18 protein-coding genes and 7 tRNA genes are annotated in these 19,494 nt (G+C 62.5%); 14 read left to right on the top strand and 11 right to left on the bottom strand.

What is annotated here, in order from left to right; genetic code table 11:
- Positions 1-348 precede the first annotated feature (348 nt).
- The gene (locus tag HMPREF3088_RS06710) at positions 349-1,254 is read right to left on the bottom strand and encodes an ROK family protein (RefSeq protein WP_070758997.1); all 906 of its coding nucleotides are present in this window, start codon (positions 1,252-1,254) and stop codon (positions 349-351) included.
- A gap of 8 nt (positions 1,255-1,262) precedes the next feature.
- On the opposite strand from HMPREF3088_RS06710, the gene HMPREF3088_RS06705 reads away from it, so the two are divergent.
- Together HMPREF3088_RS06705 and HMPREF3088_RS06700 are read left to right on the top strand one after the other, a co-directional pair.
- On the top strand, positions 1,263-2,315 hold the full coding sequence (locus tag HMPREF3088_RS06705; RefSeq protein WP_070758996.1) for an inositol monophosphatase family protein: 1,053 nt from the start codon (positions 1,263-1,265) through the stop codon (positions 2,313-2,315).
- A gap of 185 nt (positions 2,316-2,500) precedes the next feature.
- Positions 2,501-2,800: a DUF4193 domain-containing protein gene (locus tag HMPREF3088_RS06700; protein WP_070758995.1), complete on the top strand. Its 300-nt coding sequence runs from the start codon at positions 2,501-2,503 to the stop codon at positions 2,798-2,800.
- 67 nt (positions 2,801-2,867) lie between these two features.
- Here HMPREF3088_RS06700 and HMPREF3088_RS06695 read toward each other — a convergent pair whose 3' ends face one another.
- Positions 2,868-3,389, bottom strand: a complete 522-nt coding sequence (locus tag HMPREF3088_RS06695; protein WP_070758994.1) for a DUF3093 domain-containing protein — start codon at positions 3,387-3,389, stop codon at positions 2,868-2,870.
- Positions 3,390-3,610: 221 nt separating this feature from the next.
- On the opposite strand from HMPREF3088_RS06695, the gene dut reads away from it, so the two are divergent.
- From dut to HMPREF3088_RS06655, 8 genes are all read left to right on the top strand, one after another.
- Positions 3,611-4,060, top strand: coding sequence for a dUTP diphosphatase (gene dut, locus HMPREF3088_RS06690; protein WP_070758993.1), 450 nt, complete (start codon positions 3,611-3,613; stop codon positions 4,058-4,060).
- A 115-nt stretch (positions 4,061-4,175) separates the two neighbouring features.
- The gene (locus HMPREF3088_RS06685) at positions 4,176-4,922 is read left to right on the top strand and encodes a DUF3710 domain-containing protein (RefSeq protein ID WP_070758992.1); all 747 of its coding nucleotides are present in this window, start codon (positions 4,176-4,178) and stop codon (positions 4,920-4,922) included.
- A complete protein-coding gene (locus tag HMPREF3088_RS06680; protein ID WP_070758991.1) occupies positions 4,915-6,165 on the top strand; it encodes a class I SAM-dependent RNA methyltransferase in 1,251 nt (416 codons plus the stop codon). Before HMPREF3088_RS06685 ends, HMPREF3088_RS06680 begins: the two co-directional genes overlap by 8 nt.
- A gap of 70 nt (positions 6,166-6,235) precedes the next feature.
- Complete coding sequence (gene dxs, locus HMPREF3088_RS06675) at positions 6,236-8,125, top strand: 1-deoxy-D-xylulose-5-phosphate synthase (protein ID WP_210401502.1); 1,890 nt, start codon at positions 6,236-6,238, stop codon at positions 8,123-8,125.
- A gap of 223 nt (positions 8,126-8,348) precedes the next feature.
- Positions 8,349-9,308 (top strand): siderophore ABC transporter substrate-binding protein, encoded by a 960-nt coding sequence (locus HMPREF3088_RS06670; RefSeq protein WP_246818086.1) that lies wholly within the window; start codon positions 8,349-8,351, stop codon positions 9,306-9,308.
- A gap of 106 nt (positions 9,309-9,414) precedes the next feature.
- Positions 9,415-10,542 carry an iron chelate uptake ABC transporter family permease subunit gene (locus tag HMPREF3088_RS06665; protein WP_246818085.1) on the top strand — a complete coding sequence of 376 codons (1,128 nt, stop codon included), beginning with the start codon at positions 9,415-9,417 and terminating at the stop codon, positions 10,540-10,542.
- 92 nt (positions 10,543-10,634) lie between these two features.
- Positions 10,635-11,564, top strand: coding sequence for an iron chelate uptake ABC transporter family permease subunit (locus HMPREF3088_RS06660; protein WP_246818084.1), 930 nt, complete (start codon positions 10,635-10,637; stop codon positions 11,562-11,564).
- Entirely contained in the window at positions 11,561-12,316 is a 756-nt protein-coding gene (locus HMPREF3088_RS06655) for an iron ABC transporter ATP-binding protein (protein WP_070758986.1), read from the top strand. The genes HMPREF3088_RS06660 and HMPREF3088_RS06655 overlap by 4 nt, the downstream gene beginning before the upstream one ends.
- A 114-nt stretch (positions 12,317-12,430) precedes the next feature.
- On the opposite strand, the gene HMPREF3088_RS06650 is transcribed toward HMPREF3088_RS06655, so the two are convergent.
- Positions 12,431-13,099 (bottom strand): DUF3000 domain-containing protein, encoded by a 669-nt coding sequence (locus HMPREF3088_RS06650; RefSeq protein ID WP_371441313.1) that lies wholly within the window; start codon positions 13,097-13,099, stop codon positions 12,431-12,433.
- Positions 13,100-13,215: 116 nt separating this feature from the next.
- Here HMPREF3088_RS06650 and hemE point away from each other — a divergent pair, with 116 nt between their 5' ends.
- A complete protein-coding gene (gene hemE, locus HMPREF3088_RS06645; RefSeq protein ID WP_070758984.1) occupies positions 13,216-14,337 on the top strand; it encodes a uroporphyrinogen decarboxylase in 1,122 nt (373 codons plus the stop codon).
- The gene (hemG, locus tag HMPREF3088_RS06640; protein ID WP_070758983.1) at positions 14,334-15,737 is read left to right on the top strand and encodes a protoporphyrinogen oxidase; all 1,404 of its coding nucleotides are present in this window, start codon (positions 14,334-14,336) and stop codon (positions 15,735-15,737) included. The genes hemE and hemG overlap by 4 nt, the downstream gene beginning before the upstream one ends.
- A gap of 93 nt (positions 15,738-15,830) precedes the next feature.
- On the opposite strand, the gene msrB is transcribed toward hemG, so the two are convergent.
- From msrB to HMPREF3088_RS06600, 8 genes are all read right to left on the bottom strand, one after another.
- Positions 15,831-16,241, bottom strand: a complete 411-nt coding sequence (msrB, locus tag HMPREF3088_RS06635) for a peptide-methionine (R)-S-oxide reductase MsrB (protein WP_070758982.1) — start codon at positions 16,239-16,241, stop codon at positions 15,831-15,833.
- 7 nt (positions 16,242-16,248) lie between these two features.
- Entirely contained in the window at positions 16,249-17,595 is a 1,347-nt protein-coding gene (locus HMPREF3088_RS06630) for a glycosyltransferase family 87 protein (RefSeq protein WP_070758981.1), read from the bottom strand.
- A 71-nt stretch (positions 17,596-17,666) separates the two neighbouring features.
- Positions 17,667-17,742 (bottom strand) — tRNA-Gly (locus HMPREF3088_RS06625).
- 31 nt (positions 17,743-17,773) lie between these two features.
- Positions 17,774-17,845 (bottom strand) — tRNA-Val (locus HMPREF3088_RS06620).
- 34 nt (positions 17,846-17,879) lie between these two features.
- A tRNA-Cys gene (locus HMPREF3088_RS06615) sits at positions 17,880-17,951 on the bottom strand.
- Between the two features lie 53 nt (positions 17,952-18,004).
- Positions 18,005-18,080 (bottom strand) — tRNA-Gly (locus HMPREF3088_RS06610).
- A 31-nt stretch (positions 18,081-18,111) separates the two neighbouring features.
- A tRNA-Val gene (locus tag HMPREF3088_RS06605) sits at positions 18,112-18,183 on the bottom strand.
- 18 nt (positions 18,184-18,201) lie between these two features.
- Positions 18,202-18,277: transfer RNA gene (locus tag HMPREF3088_RS06600), tRNA-Gly, on the bottom strand.
- Positions 18,278-18,595: 318 nt separating this feature from the next.
- Between HMPREF3088_RS06600 and HMPREF3088_RS06595 the strand changes: the two genes are divergently transcribed.
- Positions 18,596-18,667 (top strand) — tRNA-Val (locus tag HMPREF3088_RS06595).
- A 246-nt stretch (positions 18,668-18,913) separates the two neighbouring features.
- Complete coding sequence (locus HMPREF3088_RS06590) at positions 18,914-19,468, top strand: copper resistance CopC family protein (RefSeq protein ID WP_246818083.1); 555 nt, start codon at positions 18,914-18,916, stop codon at positions 19,466-19,468.
- Positions 19,469-19,494 lie beyond the last annotated feature (26 nt).

The raw sequence follows: 19,494 nt of genomic DNA, 5'->3' as shown, positions 1-19,494 counted from the left end.
CCTTTCGGTCGGGGATTGTTGCAACGTACGGGTGCGACCGCCGGGAAGAGCCGACGAGCGCGCTGTACGTTTAGGAAGGTCACCCGCTTGGGGGTTTTCCTACCAGTCGCTATCCAAACTACGTTTGCTCGCCGTTTCCTGGTGGATAGCGACCAGGAAACGACGCATTCAGTTCTACTCGCCAGCATACGTTCACCAACGAGTTCGTGTCGGTGGCGTACAACCGACCCGGTTCACCGGACGGCATTTTACTGGGGGAGCAGTTTCTCTGAGCAGCTGAAAGGCTGCCTCTGGCGCTCAAGCGCCCAACGGCCGACCATTATAGCCAAGCTTTATTACTCATGCCGTCTAGGGGCGTAGGTCCCAGGCAGCGGCGAGCCCTGCTCCGATGACCCCGGCGCTGTTGAAGTGGCGAGCGATGCTCACCCGGACCGAAGACTCCTCGAGGTTAAGCATCGGCAGCCACCGTTCTGCCTCGGCGGAAATTCCGCCACCGAGGATCAGCTCCTGGGGGCGCAGCAGTGCGACATAGGTATTGAGTACTGTGCTCAACCGGGCCGCCCACTCGAGGAACGTGAGGTTTTGGCGTGCCTTCACCGCGGCCGAGGCCCAATGCTCCGCAGCACTGGGGGAGCCGTCGTCGGTCAACACGGTCAGGTGACCCAGCTCGGTATTGGGGTACAGCCTCGCGCCGCGGAAGAGAGCAGAGCCGATCCCAGTGCCCAAGGTTAGGAAAAGCCGGCTGTATTCCGGGTCGGCCGCCTCGTCGGCGCTAAACGGACCGCATTCAGAGATCCCAGCAGCGTCGGCGTCGTTGAGGAAGAACCACTCCACCTGGAGGGAGGAAGACCCCGATGTGCCACCCGATAACGCCTGTCGCAGGGCGTCGTCGAAAAGCGCAGCGGGACGGGTACCGACCCACGACGGTGCGATATTCGCTGCGGTGCGTGCCTCCTGGTTGGTGACCACGCTGGGAATGGCGACGCCGATCCGCAGCGCACGGAACCCGCCTGGGCCAGCAGGCGTGGTGAGCTCCGCGCCCACCTCCTGGGCGAGTACCTGCGTTGCGAGAGCTGCGGCGGCGCCAGCAACCCTCTCGGGCGTGGCCGGTTGGGGTGTAGGGGCGGTGAATCTTTCCCCGACGAGGCAGTGGGAGCGGGTGTCGACGAAGCCTGCTTTGATCGCGGACCCACCGACGTCGATTCCCACGGTGATTCCGGCCCATTCGGCGCTACTAGCCTGCTCGGTGCTCATGGGTCTGAATGCTACACATCAGTGGTATCTGTGGAGGCATGACCGAGACCTTGTTGCTTGATAAAACCACCACCGACCACGCTCCGGCGGTAATCCCCGGCGGGGCGAGCGTGCACGAGCTGCAAGCCGCGGCTGAAGAGGTCGCGGCACTCGCCGCTGCCTTGGTGTTGCGCACTCGCCGGGAACGCACCGATGGTGAGGCGGTGGCGGGCTCCATCATCGAGCTGATGGGTTCGGCGATGCCGGTGGCTCAGACCAAGTCTTCCGCAGTCGACCCCGTCACCGAAGCAGACCGCGGCGCGGAGACGTTCATCCGCGAGTGGCTGCATCACAGGTTCCCGCAGGCCACCGTGATCGGCGAGGAGGAGGGAGCGGATAGTTCTGCCCCCGCTGCAGGATCCTTGGGTGCCGATCCTGGGGACTCTGCAGGGCCAAGGCTGGAGTGGATCGTGGATCCGATCGACGGCACCGTCAATTTCGTCTACGGGATTCCCGCCTTCGCTGTGTCGGTGGCAGCTGCCCTCGACGGGGTGCCGGTAGCTGGCGCGGTCGTAGACGCCGCCCATGGCCATGTCTTCGGCGCCTGTGTCGGCGGCCCCGCGACAGTCGCTCCCGTTGATTTCAGGAGCGAGGAGGCAGTCGTCGGTGAACGCCAGAACATCAGCCGGCAGGAGGCACGAAAGGACGCTGCACAGGCGCTCGTGGCGACCGGTTTTTCCTACGACGCTGAACGCCGTCAGCGGCAGGCACGCGTGCTGGGCGCCGTACTGCCCCACGTACGAGACATCCGACGCCTGGGCTCCGCCGCGCTCGACCTCTGCATGGTGGCCAGCGGTCAGGTGGATGGCTACTACGAGCACGGGCTTAACGGGTGGGACTTCGCTGCCGGCGCGTTGATTGCTGCCCGAGCGGGCGCAACCGTGGTTACCCCCACGCTGAACTACACGGCGGAGAGCGGGCTGCCCATCATCGCTGGAGTGCCGGGGGTGCAGGAAGAACTCGAAAAAATGCTGCTGAGCCAGGGTGCAGGGGGTAGCATCGAGCAACTTTCTTTGCCCTGAGTATGGGGGAGGTGACAAGTGTGTACCTCATGGCCTAATATCCGCGTTCAGCACACATGAGGCGCCCTCGACTAGGGGCCGAATGGCTGCCGTGAAGAATGGGCTTGAGGCTCGCGATACGGCAGGTGGCGGGGATCCCGCCCAAGAACTGATGAGCATCATCCGAGGAGTGTGGGAGGACAACGATGGCCACGGACTACGATGCACCACGGCGAAGCGACGAGGAAGAGCTGGAGACCGATTCTCTCGAAGGCTTGAAGGCCGCTGAGAAGGCGGAGCCAGCGATCTCGGACACCGACGATGGCGAAATCGTGGAACCCTTCGAACTGCCGATGGAGGAAGTCTCCGGCGAGGAACTGTCCACCACGGTCACGCCAAAGCAGAACGACGAATTCACCTGCTCCGAGTGCTTCCTCGTGCAGCACCGCAGCCGTATCGGTGAGAAGATCAGCGATACCGAGTTCATCTGCATCGACTGCGCTTAAGACATAAAAAGACCCGGCCTGTGGGTGTAACACCGAGCAGACCGGGAGCGCGGAGGCGCTGGGAACCCTAGTAAATGGGCCTTCCCAGCGCCTCCAGCAGTTCCTGGGGGTTCTTGCTGGAGACCAGCCAGTAGGGGGTGGGATCCAACGGGTCATCGAGCACGAGCATCGCCATCGTCGGAATCCAGCCCTTGTGAATGACGAAAGCGGCAGGATCAAGCTGGCGTCCCAACGCAGCTTGCTTCGCGGTGGGCGGGATGACCAGCGTGCGGTCGACCACGGAGGCCGGTAGCTGGGCGTCTCCCGCGCGGATGATCCTGCCACCCTGGGAGTCTTCCACGACCTCGACCTTCGTCCGAGAAAGCGCGATGAGCCCCCAGGCCGCGAGGGCAGCCGCGATCACGCCCGCCACGATCGACCACCACCAGTCGCGTCCCATTTGAGCCTGCCAAGCGATGATAGCCACCACGCCGGCGGCGACGAGCCACCAGGACAGCGGAACGCGCTGGGTCTCGCTGTACAGCACCCGCGTGCCCGTCGCCTCGTCGGTCTTCGCCGGTGGGGTCGATGCTCCGTTCGCAGCGTCCATGACTCGCAGAGTGCTCCTCGTCTACATGTGGATCTTTACCCGGGCCCGGCCTCGCAGGCGGTGAGGCGCCATACCGAGCCGTTATTGGGTGGCAATTACCGGCCACCATCTTACCCACACACCATCAGGTGTTCCGAAGCCGCCGTGGCTCCCACCAAGGAGGAGACTTTCCTGCAGCGGGCCGATAACGAGATGAGAACGACCTTGTAGAGTGGAGCCTCATGAGCAGCCCGTTGGAAATTTTTCAGATTGATCCATCTCTCCCGCTACCGAACCGGGCACACCCCGAAGATGCGGGCATCGATCTTTACTCCGCCGAGGACATCACCTTGAACCCCGGGCAGCGCAGCCTGGTGGGGACGGGCATTGCGATGGCGGTGCCGGTCGGCAAGGTTGGTCTGGTTCACCCGCGCAGCGGACTGGCGGTGAAGAAGGGATTGTCGATCGTTAATGCGCCCGGCACCATCGATGCGGGATATCGGGGGGAGGTCAAGGTCAACCTGATCAACCTTGACCCGCAAGAAACAATCAGCATCAGCCGGGGTGAACGCATCGCTCAGCTGCTCATTCAGGAGGTCAGCCTCTGCGACGTCGTGGCTGTGGACAGCATTGAGCAACTCGGGGAGACCGCCCGCGGAAGTGGTGGCCACGGCTCCACCGGCACGCGTTGATGCGGGGTCGGGCAGCTGGTCCCGATAGCCGATTGAGTTTAATTTCCAGCTTTTAAACCCCAACGGTGGCGCTAGCCAGCGCCGTGTTGGCAAGTGCGGAAGGAATGTTTAAAAAATGTGGCCATTTTCTAAGAAGAAAAACGAACCCAGCGGTGCAGATCCAAGCGCACCTCAGAGCCAGGCCGAGCAGGAGGTCTCCGACGCGACGGAAAACGCCGCAGGCGGACCGGGAGACGCTGACCAACCCGTCCAGGGTGAGGACTTTGGGCCCTTCGACGGGGACACGCTGGACTACCGTGAATACAATTTCAGCGATTTCGCCAAGGGCGGGCTCGACCTGGGGTCCATGATGATCCCGGTCCCACACGAGGCCGAGGTACAGGTGGAGATGGGCGATGATGGCCCGCAAATGCTCCACATCCTCACCCCCTTCGGCCGGGTCACCCCGGTGGCCTTCGCCGCCCCAACCACCGGCGAACTCTGGGATAACACGGTGCCTACCCTCATCGAGGGCATGGCAGCCGACGGGCTGGAGGCAACCACCGAGGAAGGCCCCTGGGGCGCGGAGATCGTTGCAGAGTCCGGTGAGGGCACACTCCGAGTTATTGGGGCGACCGGCCCGCGATGGATGCTGCGCATGACGCTCGCCGGCCCACAGGAGGCAGCTGAGCAGATGGCGGCGCTGGGCCGCGAGATCATCGCCCGCACCTTCGTTGTTCGCGGCACGGACCCAATCCCTGCCGGCGATCCGTTGCCGGTTCAGCTGCCGCAGGCCATGGTTGAGGAGCTGGCGCGACACCTGCAGGAGCAGCAGAATGCCCCGGCACAGCAGCAGGATCCCAACGAGGGCGGCAATGACTAGCCCGGAGACCGTCACTCTGGATCTGGATCAACCCGGCCACCGAGGTGTGGTCATCGGCCAGCACGACGGACAGATCGTTTTTGTTCGTGGCGGGTTGCCCGGGGAGAAGGGGGTCGAGGTTGCGCTGGACCCGGCTAAAAAGAACGGCAAGCAAAGGTTCCGTACTGGTCAAGCGCTAGCTATTGACCAGCCGAGCCCGCACCGGGTGGCTGGGCAATGCGACGCTGCTGAGGCCGGAGCTGGTTGCTGCGACCTCGACTTCGTTGATGCCCACGGCTCCCTGGAATTTAAGCAGGCGGTGGTCATCGACCAGTTCCGCCGCCTCGCCAAGTTCGAGCTGCCGCAGGAATTCCTCGATGCTCATGTTCGCGCGACGAGCCTATGGCCTTTTACCCACTACCGCCACCGCGTACGCCTCGGCGTCGACGCGGAAGGGCAGGCCGGGTTGCGGAAGCCGAAGAGCAATGAGATCGTCCCGCTGGCTGAGGTGGAGTGCTCCCAATGGTTGCCCGGGCTGACCGACGGTGTTGGAGGGCTCAATCCCAGCCCACACAGCGAGGTTGTTGTGGGGGTCGGTCGCGACGGTAAGCGCTCCGTCGTGGAGCTCAAGAAGACCCGACCGGGCCGGAAACGCCGTGTTCTCGACGGCGATGGCGATGTGCTGCATTCGCACCTCGGCGTGAGCTGGAAGGTGCCGGTGGACGCGTTCTGGCAGTCTCACATCCAAGCCAGTGCCTATTACGCCCGCTGGGTCGCCGACCGGCTGAACGGGGAGCTGCACACCGTGTGGGATCTCTACGGTGGCTGCGGTGCTCTGTCCGCGGGCCTGCTGGGCTCCGCTCGCAATGTTGAGATTGTGGACGTCGCGAGCAGTGCAACTCGTGCTGGACAGGAAGCCTTCGCTGCAGCCCGGGAAGCTGGCTCAGAAGGGACGGACACGGCCGTTCGGTTCCGCAGCAACGACGTCGGCGCGTGGCTGGAGGACCTCGAGGAGGTCGCGGACCTGGACGCCGTCGTTCTCGACCCGCCACGTACGGGGGCGGGGGCCGCCGTCATTCAGAACATCGCGCAGCACCGCCCACCGCGGGTGATTCACATCGGCTGCGACCCCGCCACGGCAGCCCGCGACGCGGGTCTGTGGCGAGACGCGGGTTATGAGTTGCGCGAGATGGAGATCGTCGACGCTTTCGGGTTGACCCATCACGTCGAAACACTGATGTACTTCGAGGCGGCGGGCGAATAACGCTGAAGGCGGTGTCCCCACTAAGATGGGGCCAGCGAATTCAATGTGGGATGGAGAGAAACTGAGTTCAATGGGAATCCTTGAAAATATTTCCTCACCAGCGGATCTGAAGATGCTCGATGAGGGCAAGCTGGATCAGCTGGCGCGGGAGATTCGGGAGTTTTTGATTGAAAAAGTTTCCGCGACCGGCGGACACTTGGGTCCGAACCTCGGTGTCGTCGAGCTGACGATGGCGCTGCACCGGGTCTTCGACTCGCCGTCGGACCCCGTGATCTTCGATACGGGACACCAGGCGTACGTGCACAAGATCCTCACGGGGCGCCGCGATCTCTTCGACACGCTGCGACAGAAGGACGGCCTGTCGGGCTACCCTGACCGCGCGGAAAGCCCGCATGACTGGACCGAGTCATCCCACGCCTCGGCATCCCTTTCTTATGCCGACGGGCTGGCCAAGGCCTTCGAGCTCAGCGGCCAGTCTCACCGTCACGTCGCGGCTGTCGTTGGCGATGGGGCACTCACAGGTGGCATGTGCTGGGAGGCGCTGAACAACATCGCCACCGGCAAGAAGCGCTCGATCGTCATCGTCGTCAACGACAATGGGCGTTCCTACTCGCCGACCATCGGTGGGCTGGCAGAAAACCTTGCCGCGCTGCGCTTGCAGCCTGCCTACGACAAGGTCATGGAGTCCGGGAAAAACACCCTCGGCCGCATGGGCTGGGTTGGGGACCGTGCATTCCAGCTGATTTCCGGTCTCAAGGAAGGGGTCAAGCACTCCATCCTCCCGCAGGAAATGTTCTCCGACCTGGGGCTGAAGTACATTGGCCCGGTTGATGGCCACGATATCGGCCAGGTGGAGAACGCACTGCGTTACGCCAAGGACTACGGTGGCCCCGTCATCGTCCACACGATCACCCACAAGGGCAAGGGCTTCGACCCTGCGGAGAACGACGAAGCTGATCAGATGCACGCCACGGGTGTGATCGACCCAGTCACCGGTGTGCCGAAGGAAGCCTCGAAGCCTGGCTGGACCCAGGTGTTCTCCTCCCACCTCATCGAGCAGGCGGGGGAGAGGGATGACGTCGTGGCGATCACCGCCGCGATGGCTGGCCCCACTGGACTCGCTGAGTTTGGTGAGGTCTTTCCGCAGCGCACCTTCGATGTCGGCATCGCAGAACAGCATGCCGTCACCTCCGCGGCTGGCCTTGCCTTGGGCGGCTTGCACCCGGTTGTTGCGGTGTATTCGACCTTCCTCAACCGCGCCTTCGACCAGATGCTGATGGATGTCGGTTTGCTGGGGCTGGGCGTGACCTTTGTGCTGGATCGCGCTGGCATTACCGGCCCGGATGGTGCCAGCCACAACGGTATGTGGGACATGTCCATCACCGGAATTGTGCCGGGGATTCATGTCGCTGCCCCGCGCGACGGAGCGCAACTGCGCTCGGCGCTGGACCGGTGCCTCGATGTTGACGACGCCCCCACCGTCGTGCGCTTCCCGAAGGGCAGCGTTCCGGCAGACATTCCTGCCCTGCGGCAGGAGGAGAGCTACGACGTCCTGTTCGACCACCGCACGACCGATGGGGACGGCGTGAAGAAGCTGCTGGTGATTAACTACGGCGCGCTCGTGGGGCAGTCCCGGGCGGCAGCTGAGGCGGCCAAGGCGAAGGGCTGGGAGTCTGCGGTCGTGGATCCACACTGGGTCTACCCGGTCTCCGAGGAACTCGTCGAGCTCGCCAGCGGTGCCGACCTAGTGGTGACGGTCGAGGATAACGGTATCCACGGCGGGGCCGGTTCTGCGCTGCAGGCGGCGTTGAGCGCTGCAGAGGTTGATACACCGGTGCGTTTGCTCGCGGTGCCACAGGAGTACCTGGCGCACGCATCGCGGGGAGAAGTGCTCGAGGAAGTGGGCCTCGATGTGGCATCCGTGGAGGAGCGCGTGACGGGGTGGCTCGACCGCTTCTAGTGGCTTTTACCCCCTGTTCACCCGCCAACGGGGGTAATTAGAAACAATAAAGTTGCCTAAATCCGCGAAGGGCTCAATTTAGGCTTGCCTATCTTCACTGTCTTTGACAGTATCTAGGGGGACTTAGGGCAAGCTAACCTTGCTTGTTCGGTCAACTTTCGGAATAATACCGGCCGTATCTGCCTGCAGAGGCGGACCGGGACGAACTAGGAAGAGCAAAAGATTGAAGATCTCCCACGCACTCGTTGCAGCAGCTGCCGGATTCTCTCTGATCCTCACGGGCTGCGCAGCCGAGGACAACTCCGCCGAGAATAACTCCGCGTCCAGCCAGCAGAATAACGCGGATCGCACCTACACCCTCGAGGCCGAAAATGGCACCGTCGAGCTGGAATCCGAGCCGAAGCGCATCGTCGTCCTCGACTACGCTTCCCTGGACACCCTGGCAGCGCTGGGAGAGAAGGACCGCGTCGTGTCCACCGCCAAGGCTGCTACCATGCCGAAGGCTGCAGAGGGGATCGAGGCTAACGCTGGTTCTCTGAAGGAGCCGGACATGGAAGCCATCGCCGCAGCAGATCCGGATCTGATCCTCATCGGCGGTCGTCAGGCGAAGATGCTCAAGGAGTTCGAGAAGATCGCCCCGACCGCGAACATGACGATCAACTACGATCACTACACGATCGAGAGCAATCTGGAGCGCGTCGAGGCCCTGGGCAAGCTCTTCGGCAAGGAGGCCGAAGCGAAGGAGAAGGCTGACGAGATCCGCGAGCGCGTGAAGAAGATCTCCGAGTCCGTTCCGGCTGATAAGAAGGAAGCCGCCGTCTTGATGACCAACGGTGGCGAGATCAGCCTCTACGGTGCGGATTCCCGCTTCGGCCTGGTCTTCAACGACCTGGGCTTCGCCCCGGCAGGCGGCATCAAGAGCGATAGCGCCCACGGCGAGAACGCTTCCTTCGAGCTGCTGAAGAAGATCAACCCGAAGACCATGTTCGTTCTCGACCGCGACGCAGCGATCGGCCAGGAGGGCCACTCCGCTAAGGCCACCCTCGACAACGAGCTGGTCAAGCAGACGGATGCGGCCAAGGAAGACCGGATCTACATGCTGAGCGGTGCTGACTGGTACCTCAACGGTGGCGGCATCGACGGCATGAACAACATGCTCGACGATATCGAGCAGGCACTCTAATAAAACAATGACCGCGCCACGGGCACCCGGGGCGCGGTTCAATCACGTAACTAGCGAGCGAGACGGTAGTAGGAGAGTAGCGAGCAAGATGGGTACCAACGGTTCCGTGAGCACCCTAACGAGGCAGGCAGGGGCTCCCTTGTCACATGCCCCGCAGACCTCGTACCGGGATCAGGTCGGTGCTCAGCGCGCCGCTGCCGACACCGCTGCGGGGAGCAATTCCGCGGCAACAGCCGAATACGCAGACCAGAAAGCGCGTCGTTCGCGCGGCCCCGTCTATGCCATGATCCTCGCGGGCGTTCTCGTTCTACTCTCGCTGCTCAGCCTGATGCTGGGGGCTGCGGATGCGGATTCCTCGGTTGTCGCAGTTTCCCGTATCCCGCGCACTCTCGCTGCCTTGCTGGCCGGATCCGCGTTGGCCATGGGCGGGCTGATTATGCAACTGCTGGCACGCAACCGCTTCGTCGAAGCCTCTACCGTCGGCTCCACGGAGTCCGCGATGGCAGGACTGCTGGCCATCGCGCTACTGCTCCCCGGTGCCCCGATGTGGGCGAAGCTCGGGATGGCCAGCCTCACCGCGCTCATCGGCACGATCGGATTCCTGTTTATCGTGTCCCGCATCAAGGTGCGAACCGGGTTCACGGTTCCGCTGGTCGGTATCATTTACGGTGGCATTATTGGCGCCGCCACCACGTTTTTTGCATACTCCTTCGACCTGCTGCAGAGCCTCGGCGCGTGGCAGCTCGGATCTTTCGCAGGCGTGCTCCGTGGCCGCTACGAGCTCCTATGGCTCGTCGCAGTGCTCGCCCTCGCAGCCTATGTCCTCGCTGACCGGTTGACTCTGCTCGGCCTGGGCCACGACCTGGCTAAGGGAGTGGGCGTCCGCGTCAAGCTCGTCGAGTACTCTGCCATCGTCATCGTGGCTGTCATCGCGGCTGTCACCGTCACCGTCGTGGGTGCTATCCCGTTCATCGGGCTGATCGTCCCGAACCTGGTTCGCGCACGCATTGGTGACAACGCCCGCAAGGCACTGCCTTGGGTCGCGGCCTGCGGCGCAGTCATGACGCTGGGCGGGGACATTCTGAGCCGCGTCATCCGTTACCCATACGAAATCCCGGTGGGTACCGTTCTTGGCGTGCTGGGTGCTGCCGTATTCCTCTACATCTTGATTCGCGGGGCTCGCATCCAGAACTCAACGAAGCCAAAGCTGTTCCGTCGCGCTCGTCGCGGCTAACGATAGTAAGGAAAGGTTAGCTTTTGCTGGGACGCGTGACACACGCATCGAGCACGAAGCGGGATGATTCGAAAAGGCCACGGCGCACGTTCGTGGCGGTACTCCTCATTACCGTAGCGCTGCTAGGCCTGTTCATCTTGTGGCAGCTTCCCCGCGCCTGGGGTTTTGTACTGCCCATGCGGTTGACCACCGTCGGCGCGCTCGCTGTGGCCGGGATTACCGCTGGCGTATCCACCGTGGTCTTTCACACACTGACCCGGAACCATATTTTGACCCCGGGCCTGATCGGTTTCGATTCAATTTATGTGCTGATCAACACGCTGATCGTGTTTTTCCTCGGCAGCGGTGCGCTGAGTGGCATGCACCCCATCGCGGGCTTCGTGCTGAATACGGTGATCATGGTCGTTTTTGCCGTAGTTGTGTTCAGCCCCCTGGTGACATCGACGACGATGACCCTGGACGTTCTGCTGCTCATTGGTGTGGTGTGCGGGATCTTCTTTAGGTCGCTGGCCGGACTTCTGCAGAAGATGATCGACCCCAATGAGTACCAGGTGCTGCAGGATGCCTTCTTTGCATCCTTCACCGGTATCGACCGGCCGCTGTTGGTCTTTACACTGCTGGTGACGATCGTTGTCTGCGCCTGGATCTGGCATAAACGCCATGTGCTCGATGTCATGGCGCTGGGGAAAGAGACGTCCATTGGCCTGGGCGTGGGGTACCGCAAGGAAAGCCTGCTCCTGCTCGCCGCGATCACCATCCTGGTAGCAGCCTCCACCGCGCTGGTCGGCCCGATCCTGTTCTTAGGGCTCATTGTCGCGCACCTGGCTTACCGGGCGACGGGTACGACCCGGCATACCTGGACCCTCCCGGTTGCTGCTCTGTTCGGCGTTTCCTCCCTCGTGGGCGCGCAGTTTATTCTGGGCCAGATTCTTGGCTACGGCACCACCGTCTCCGTGCTGATTGAATTTGTGGGCGGTATTTTGTTCCTGTTCCTGCTCTTGCGGAAGGAGAAACTCAAGTGATTGAGACCAAGCAACTCAGCAAACGCTACGGTGATTCGCTGGTTCTGGATCACGTCGACCTTCGTATCCCCGAGGGCGGAGTCACCAGCATTATCGGAGCCAACGGAGCAGGAAAATCCACCCTGCTGACTGCGATCGCGCGCCTGATCGACGCCGACGGTGGCACCGCGGAGGTCGCGGGAATGGACGTATACGCCACGGACACCCGAGAGCTCGCGAAGATTCTCGCGGTCCTCCGGCAGGAAAACCACACCTTGAGCCGAATTCGGGTGAGGGAGCTGGTGGCTTTCGGACGCTTCCCGCATTCCCGTGGCCGGCTCACGGCCGAGTGCGAAGAAGCCGTCGATGCGGCGATTGAGTCGATGGAACTCGGTGAGATCGCCGATAAGTTCATCGACGAGCTCTCCGGCGGACAGCGCCAGCGCGCCTTCGTTGCGATGGTGCTCGCCCAGGACACCGAATACATCCTGCTGGACGAGCCGCTGAACAACCTCGACATGAAGCACTCCGTGTCGATGATGCGCACGATTAAGGCTGCCGCCCACGAGCAGGGCCGCACCGTCGTCATCGTCATTCACGACATCAACATGGCCGCTGCGTTCTCCGACCGGCTTGTTGCAATGAAGAACGGCAAGGTCCACACCACGGGGACGCCGGAGGAAGTCATGACCGAGGAGACGCTCAGCAGCCTCTATGACTTTCCCGTTCAGGTCGAGCGGATCCACGGTCGACCGACCGCCATCTACTACTAGAGGCAGATGGGATAAAACCAACCCCGGCCTTGCAGCGATAACCTGCAGGGGCCGGGGTTGAATATTTGCATTCGCGCCGCCTGTCGACGCGAACAGAACGAGCGTGAGGTGAGCCTAGAAGCGCGGCAGCTGCGAGACACCCTCCGGCGGAAGGCCAGCGACGTTCGCCAAGACATTCGCGAAGGCCTGGACGTGGCCTTCCAGATCAACGCCTGTCGCGGTCCAGGACGCACGCATCTCCAGCTGGAAGGCGCGCGGTGGCCCACCGATCTCGCCGTAGCGTACGGAGGCCGTGGAGGTGACGGTGCCACCGAGGTCGGAGTACTCGGCACCAGGGCCACCAAGCTCCTCGGTAAGCCAGTCCCACGCGACCTCGGGCAGCAGCGGGTCGGACGCGACGTCGGCGTCCATATCTGCCTGGATATAGGCGACCATGCGCATCTTGGCTCCCTGCCACGGCTCCTCGCCGTGCGGGTCGTGGAGAAGAATGAGCCGGCCGAAGGCATCCCCGGCGGCCACCGTGCCATCTGGCTCTTCCTGCGAGGCAATTCGGTCGGCCAGATTCACCTGGCTGATCTCCAGGCCGATCGCGTGGCTGAGTGGCGCGAGGTTACGCGGTGGCCGAATCTCCGCGATGGTGATGCCCGAGCGCAGGGGTGCCTCCGACATCGACTTCACGGCGTGCTCGAAATACTCCGGCGTCTGTTCAGGCTCCGCCTCGGGGGTGCGGACGCCGAGCGCGGTTGCTCCCGGGCGCTGGTGATTGTCTTTCCCGTTGTTCAGCTCATTCACAATGTCTAAACCTAGCCTTTAAGGTTTTTGGTGGGGGTTGCCACGCCGAGGGAAGCCCAAGAAGACCGCCATTACCACCTGCCGGTTATTTGGGGATAGCTGGCATAATGGGAGCCATGACTAATGAGTTGTTGACGCCCGATCTCGCTGCAGCCTCTGCCGCCCGACGCGCCGATGCGGACGCCCCGTACCTGGCGGCGGTGCGTGGCGAGAAGCCATCCCGCCGCCCCGTGTGGATGATGCGCCAGGCCGGTCGCTCCCTGCCGGAATACCGCAAGGTTCGCGAAGGTATTCCGATGCTGGATTCCTGTTTTATGCCGGATCTGCTCGCCGAAATCACGATGCAGCCCGTCGTCCGCCACGACGCTGACGCAGCGATCCTGTTCAGCGACATTGTTGTCCCGCTGAAGGCGGCCGGGATGGACGTCGAGATTGTTCCTGGGCGCGGTCCAGTCATGGGGGAGGCGGTGCGCACCGCCGAGCAGATCGCGAACATCCCCGACCTCGAGCCCGACCAGCTCGGCCCAATCGTGGAGGGCATCGGGCAGATCCTCGAGCGCCTGCGCACGGACCAGGTACTCATTGGCTTCGCGGGAGCTCCGTTCACGGTGGCTAGCTACTTGATTGAGGGTGGGCCGTCGAAGAACCATGAGGTCACCAAGGCGATGATGTACGCCGAGCCACAGTTGTGGCACGCGCTCATGGAAAAGCTTAGCCCGATGATCGCGCACTTCCTCCAGGCGCAGATCGAGGCCGGCGTGGACGCAATCCAGCTTTTCGACTCCTGGGCAGGCTTCCTCACCGCCCGCGATTACCGGGAGTACGCCGCCCCGTATTCCCAGAAGATCCTCGATGCGGTGCGGCCGTACGGTATCCCAATGACGCACTTCGGTGTCGGCACTGGCGAGTTGCTGGTCGACCTGGCGAAGGTTGGTCCGGATGTGGTGGGCGTGGACTGGCGCGTGCCGATGAACGTCGCCGCGAAGCGGGTGCAGGAGGCGCTGCCAGACCAGACCCCGAAGGTTTATCAGGGAAACCTCGACCCGGCGGTGCTCTTTGCAGGCCGTGACGTGATCCGCGAGCACGTGCAGCGGATCGCCGCCGAGGCCGACGAGGCCATCGAATTGGGCTATTCCCGGGGCCACATCTTTAACCTTGGCCACGGTGTGATGCCACACACGGACGCCGACGCCATCACCGCAGCCTTCGAGGAGGTTCACAACTCATGACCACGGCGCGAAAGCCACGCATTGCCGTTATCGGCGGCGGGATCGCTGGAGTCAGCGCGGTCTGGCAGCTGCGCCAACAGCTCGGGGATCGCGCCCAGCTGATGCTCGCCGAGGCCTACGGGCGCCTGGGCGGGAAGCTAAAGACGGTGCGCTTTTCCACCGGTCCCGTGGATATGGGAGCCGAGGCGTTCCTGAGCTTCGACCAGCCGTTCATGGAACTGATCGACAAGCTGGGAATGAGCTCCGAGCTACGCACCCCTTCAACGGCGCGTTCGTCCTTCCTGGTGGATGGCACATTCGTTGACATCCCGCGGGAGACCCTGATGGGCATTCCTGTCTCGGCTGTTGCGGTGTCCGAGATCCTCAGCCCTGCGGAAGCTGCCCGGCTGGATGCTGAGCGCGATGGCCAGGCGATGACGTGGAACGCGGGCGACGACACCACCGTGGGCACGCTCGTTGAGGCCCGGTTGGGCAAGGCTGTGGTGGATAAGCTGGTCTCCCCGCTTCTGGGTGGGGTGTACTCCTGCAGCGCCTACGATCTCGGTGTGCGGGCAACCCTGCCACAGCTGGCGGCGGCACTGGATCGCGCAGGCGAGGGAGGTCAGGGCTTCTTCCTGCTCGACGTGGTGGAAGATCTGCTGGCGAAGCGTCGGGCCACTGCGGTGGGCGGTGGGGGATCACCGTTCCGCTCCTTCGACAAGGGCTACCGCAGCCTGATCGAGGAGATGATGCGCCAGGCCGACCCCGAGCTGATCCTGAACTCCGCTGTTGAGTCTCTCGGCCGGACCTCGGACGGCCGGTGGGTGATTGATCCACTGGGGACGGTGGACGCCGTCGTCGTCGCGACCTCCGCGCCGACCGCGTCCGTCATCTTGGAGGACGCTGCGCCGGTGGCGGCGGAGGCATTGGGCAGCGTGGAACTCTCGAGCTCTGCGGTGGTGGGTATGCGCTTTGCCTCTGACCACGGTATTCCCGAGCGCTCCGGCGTGCTGCTGGGGCCCAACTCGGGCACCGCGGCGAAAGCCTTCACCTTCAGCTCCAAGAAGTGGCCGCACCTCGCCCAGGGCGGTGGGGCCTTCGTCCGCGCCTCCTTCGGTACCAAGGACGAGCCCTGGTACGTCGACGCTAGCGATCGGGCTCTGTTGGCTTACGCCCTGGAGGACCTGGAGCGGGTTACGGGCGAGCGGAAGACTCCGGAGGAGATCTTCGTGCAGCGCTGGCATGGCGGGATCCCGTGCTACGGGGTGAAGCACGCCGAGAAGATGTCGCAGGTGCTGGATGACGTAGCCGGGGTGCCACGTCTCGCGGTCGCTGGTTCGATGCTCCGCGGCGTCGGGGTGCCGGCTACCGTTGCGACCGGGATCGCTGCGGCGGATAAGATTATTGCCGACTTGGGTTAAGGCCCACGCTGCGCGAAAGCAGTGAGCGACTAAAGCCGGGTGCAGCCCCTGAGGACGGGGCTGCACCCGGCTTTTCTTCGGGGAGTGGCTGGGCTAAAGCTGGCGGGGCTCGAGGGTCATCGCGATGCTATTGATGCAGTAGCGCAGGTCGGTGGGCGTATCGTAGCCTTCGCCCTCAAAGACGTGTCCCAGGTGGCCGTGGCAGGTCGCGCAGAGAACCTCCACGCGGCGCATGCCGAGGCTCAGATCTTCTCGCAGAACAACCGCATCGCTATCAGCTGGGTCGAAGAAGCTCGGCCAGCCGCACCCAGAGTGGAATTTCTCCGAGGAACGGAAGAGCTCGGAGCCACAGCCGCGGCAACGGTAGACACCCTCGGTTTCGGTATCGACGTACTCGCCGGTGTGGGGGCGCTCGGTGCCAGCCAGTCGCAGCACCTGAAACTCCTCGGGATTGAGGCGCTGGCGCCACTGCTCGTTAGAAAGATTCTGGAAATCTTCGGTCATTGGAAAACTATTCACCTTTCCAGGCTTGGGTTTTGTTCTCTTCCGCTGGCTTGCGATGCCGTCCACCGGAGATGGACGGGGTGGAGCGGTTGAGGAACCAGATCAGCGCACTGATCGAGATGCTGATGAGCAGCAGCATCCAGCCTACTGTGCCCCGTAGCGTTTCGAAGATTCGCCCGGCCCAGAACCATTGATCCGAGTACCAGCTGTCGATGGCCAGGCACAGGTAGACGCCCAGCCACGCGACTGGATTATGCATCGTCGATCGGTGGAGGAATGCCGTGAAAAGCAGCGGCACGATGAGCAGTGAATAGTACATCTGCCCCAGGGAACTGACGAGGAACACCCCGATCAGTAGCAGCGAGGTGGTAGTGAATGCCCACATCTCGCGATCCCCGGGCCGGGTGGAGTTGCGCCACGGCAGCAGGGTAAAAGCGCCGATGAGTACGAGGACGGCGGCGAGAATGCGCCAGAACCAAATCGTCACGGTGCTGGCCCCGAAGTACACACCGACACCGACGATGGAGGAGTTCGCGAAGTCACGGACCTCGCCGAGATAGGGCACAAGATTGTCGAAGAAGCCCTGGGGCTCAGCCATCAACGTCCAGCCCACGATATTGCAGGCGATAGGTAAGAGGAGAGCCACAACGAGGCTTAGCCACTGACGTCGAAAGAAGGGAAGAAACAGCAAGACGACGAACTGTGGCTTGATCGTGATTGCGAGTCCCAACGCGAGCCCGCTGAACACCTGGGAGGTGGTGCCTTCTCGCAGGAGGAAGTACAGGAACAGCGTGGCGAGGAGTAGAAGCACTCCGTTGATATTGGCGAAGAGCAGGTTGTTTTGAACGGCCTCGGTGTTGAATACGGCGATGATGCTCAGTGGCCATAGCGCGCCGGAAAGGGAACCCAGCCAGGTCTTAGACCAGCCGCGGGCGGTGTAGATGATGTGGCTGAGGACCCCAAGGGCAATCACGATCGCGATGGCGTTGCCGAAGATATACAGCGTCCGCGCCGCTTCAAAACTGCCGAGGGCTGACAGTGGGCTCAGAAGCATCGTCCCGCCAGGGAGGTAGAGGTAGTGCGGGTCGGTGGTGGTGTAGTCCTCGGAGTACACCGGCACGCCCGACCAGAAGCGGTTGATGGCTTCCCATACTGTTGTGAAGTCGTCCGTCGTGCCGCTCTCGTAAGAGGCCCAGATCTTGTGCAGGGCGGTGAGGATCGCCAGCGGCCACAGTGCCCAACTCACCCATGGAAAGCGTTCATCGAAGCGGGTGGTCCTGGCGCTGCCGCGACGAGGCTCGTCCCGGGCTGGCTTCGCGGAGGCAGGCGCTGGGGAAGGGGCAGAGTGGCTCATGGTGTCTTCGAGAATATCGTGGGGATATGAGAAAAGAGGCAACAGTGTGAATACTGCTGCCTCTTCATCTTTGGAGCGGATGACGAGACTCGAACTCGCGACCCTCACCTTGGCAAGGTGATGCGCTACCAACTGCGCTACATCCGCGTGCGAACTCACCGTTAAGGTGAACTCACCGTGCGCGATACTGGGATCGAACCAGTGACCCCTTCCGTGTCGGGGAAGTGCTCTACCGCTGAGCTAATCGCGCTAGCTTTCAAGTTCAGCCTCGGGGGCGAACTGAGAGGTGGAAACGGGAATCGAACCCGTGTAGACGGTTTTGCAGACCGTTGCCTAAGCCACTCAGCCATTCCACCGTGGCGTGAAACCCGCCTGATGTGGTGATCCTCCACGTGAAGCGGAGAATACCTGGAGCGGATGACGAGACTCGAACTCGCGACCCTCACCTTGGCAAGGTGATGCGCTACCAACTGCGCTACATCCGCGTGCGAACTCACCGTTAAGGTGAACTCACCGTGCGCGATACTGGGATCGAACCAGTGACCCCTTCCGTGTCGGGGAAGTGCTCTACCGCTGAGCTAATCGCGCGGTCCTCTAAAATAAGAGTGGAGCGGATGACGAGACTCGAACTCGCGACCCTCACCTTGGCAAGGTGATGCGCTACCAACTGCGCTACATCCGCATCGCAACATAGTTTCACCGAGAACCTGTGGTTCACCGGCTGCACGCTGTGCTGCAGCACTAAACGATAGTCAATCGTGTCCGAAGCGACAAATCGCCAGGTGTAGGGCTGAAAATCAGGTCGTTTTAAAGTCACCTCGTTGTTATTTGTCCGTCATTCTTTCTTGGGTGGGGGGCGGACGGGGCGCCTGGTGTCGACCTTTCGGGAGGTGATGCTCTTGGGGTGGCCGCTAGGGGTCGATGCGTATTGTGCCGAATATGTCTTGTGGCCTGCAGGTTTTGGAAAGGCTGTAGCGCTCAGCTAGATTATCTCCTGCAAGGTCCTATAGCTCAGTGGGAGAGCACTTCGTTCACACCGAAGGGGTCACTGGTTCAATCCCAGTTAGGACCACGGTTATTAAGGGGCTGGTCGACTACGACCGGCCCCTTCATTCGTATCGGACATCCCCGTTCTAGTTGGGTGGCCGACGCCTTCAGCCAATCACTGAAAGACCCTCTGTTGAGCAGTGGCGGCGCGTGACGTGGGGGTGCGGGCCCGGGGGTATGCTCGGGCGGAGTGAAGTTCGCGGGAACTTAATCGAGCGATCGTCCGACTATCTATATCGGACCCGAACATCAATGGAAGGTGAAGATGCAGTTGTGGTTTGCTGACGCACACAAGCTCCGGTCCCGGATTGCGGGCCTCGTAGCGGCACTCGTTACGGGGATTGCGATGCTGGGGGCCGGCGTTGGTCCGGCGGCAGCGCACGACCTCGTGGTCGACTCCACGCCCAAGCAGGGCTCGAAGATCGAAGAGCCAGTCAAGGAGATTTCCTTGACATTCTCGGGTGTCCCTAAGGAGGGCTTTAATCGCATCGCTCTGTCCCGCGACGGCGACGTTCTCTTCACTGGGGAGCCCGATGCAGATGGCCGAGTTTTGAGCATCGAGGTGTCTGACGATGTGGACTGGCAGCCCGGTGAATACACCGTGGGATACCAGATCACTTCTTCCGATGGCCACGCTACTCGCGGTTCGCTGCAGTTCCAGTACGGCGACGTCGAGTCCTCGGATTCCAGCTCTTCCGAGCAGTCGGAGGAGACGGGATCTGAGGGGTTGGGCGTGCCTACCTGGATTTTCGGCGTAACCAGTATTGTTGTTATTGCAGGAGCTCTCGTTCTCGCCATCGCACGGTGGCGGGATATCTCCAAGTAGTTTGGGGCGCCCAGCTGCGGTCCTCA

The sequence above is a fragment of the Corynebacterium sp. HMSC22B11 genome (genome assembly GCF_001815965.1).
Lineage (GTDB): Bacteria > Actinomycetota > Actinomycetes > Mycobacteriales > Mycobacteriaceae > Corynebacterium.
The sequence above is the reverse complement of the archived record's forward strand: the minus strand, read 5'-3'. Positions and strand labels throughout refer to the sequence as shown.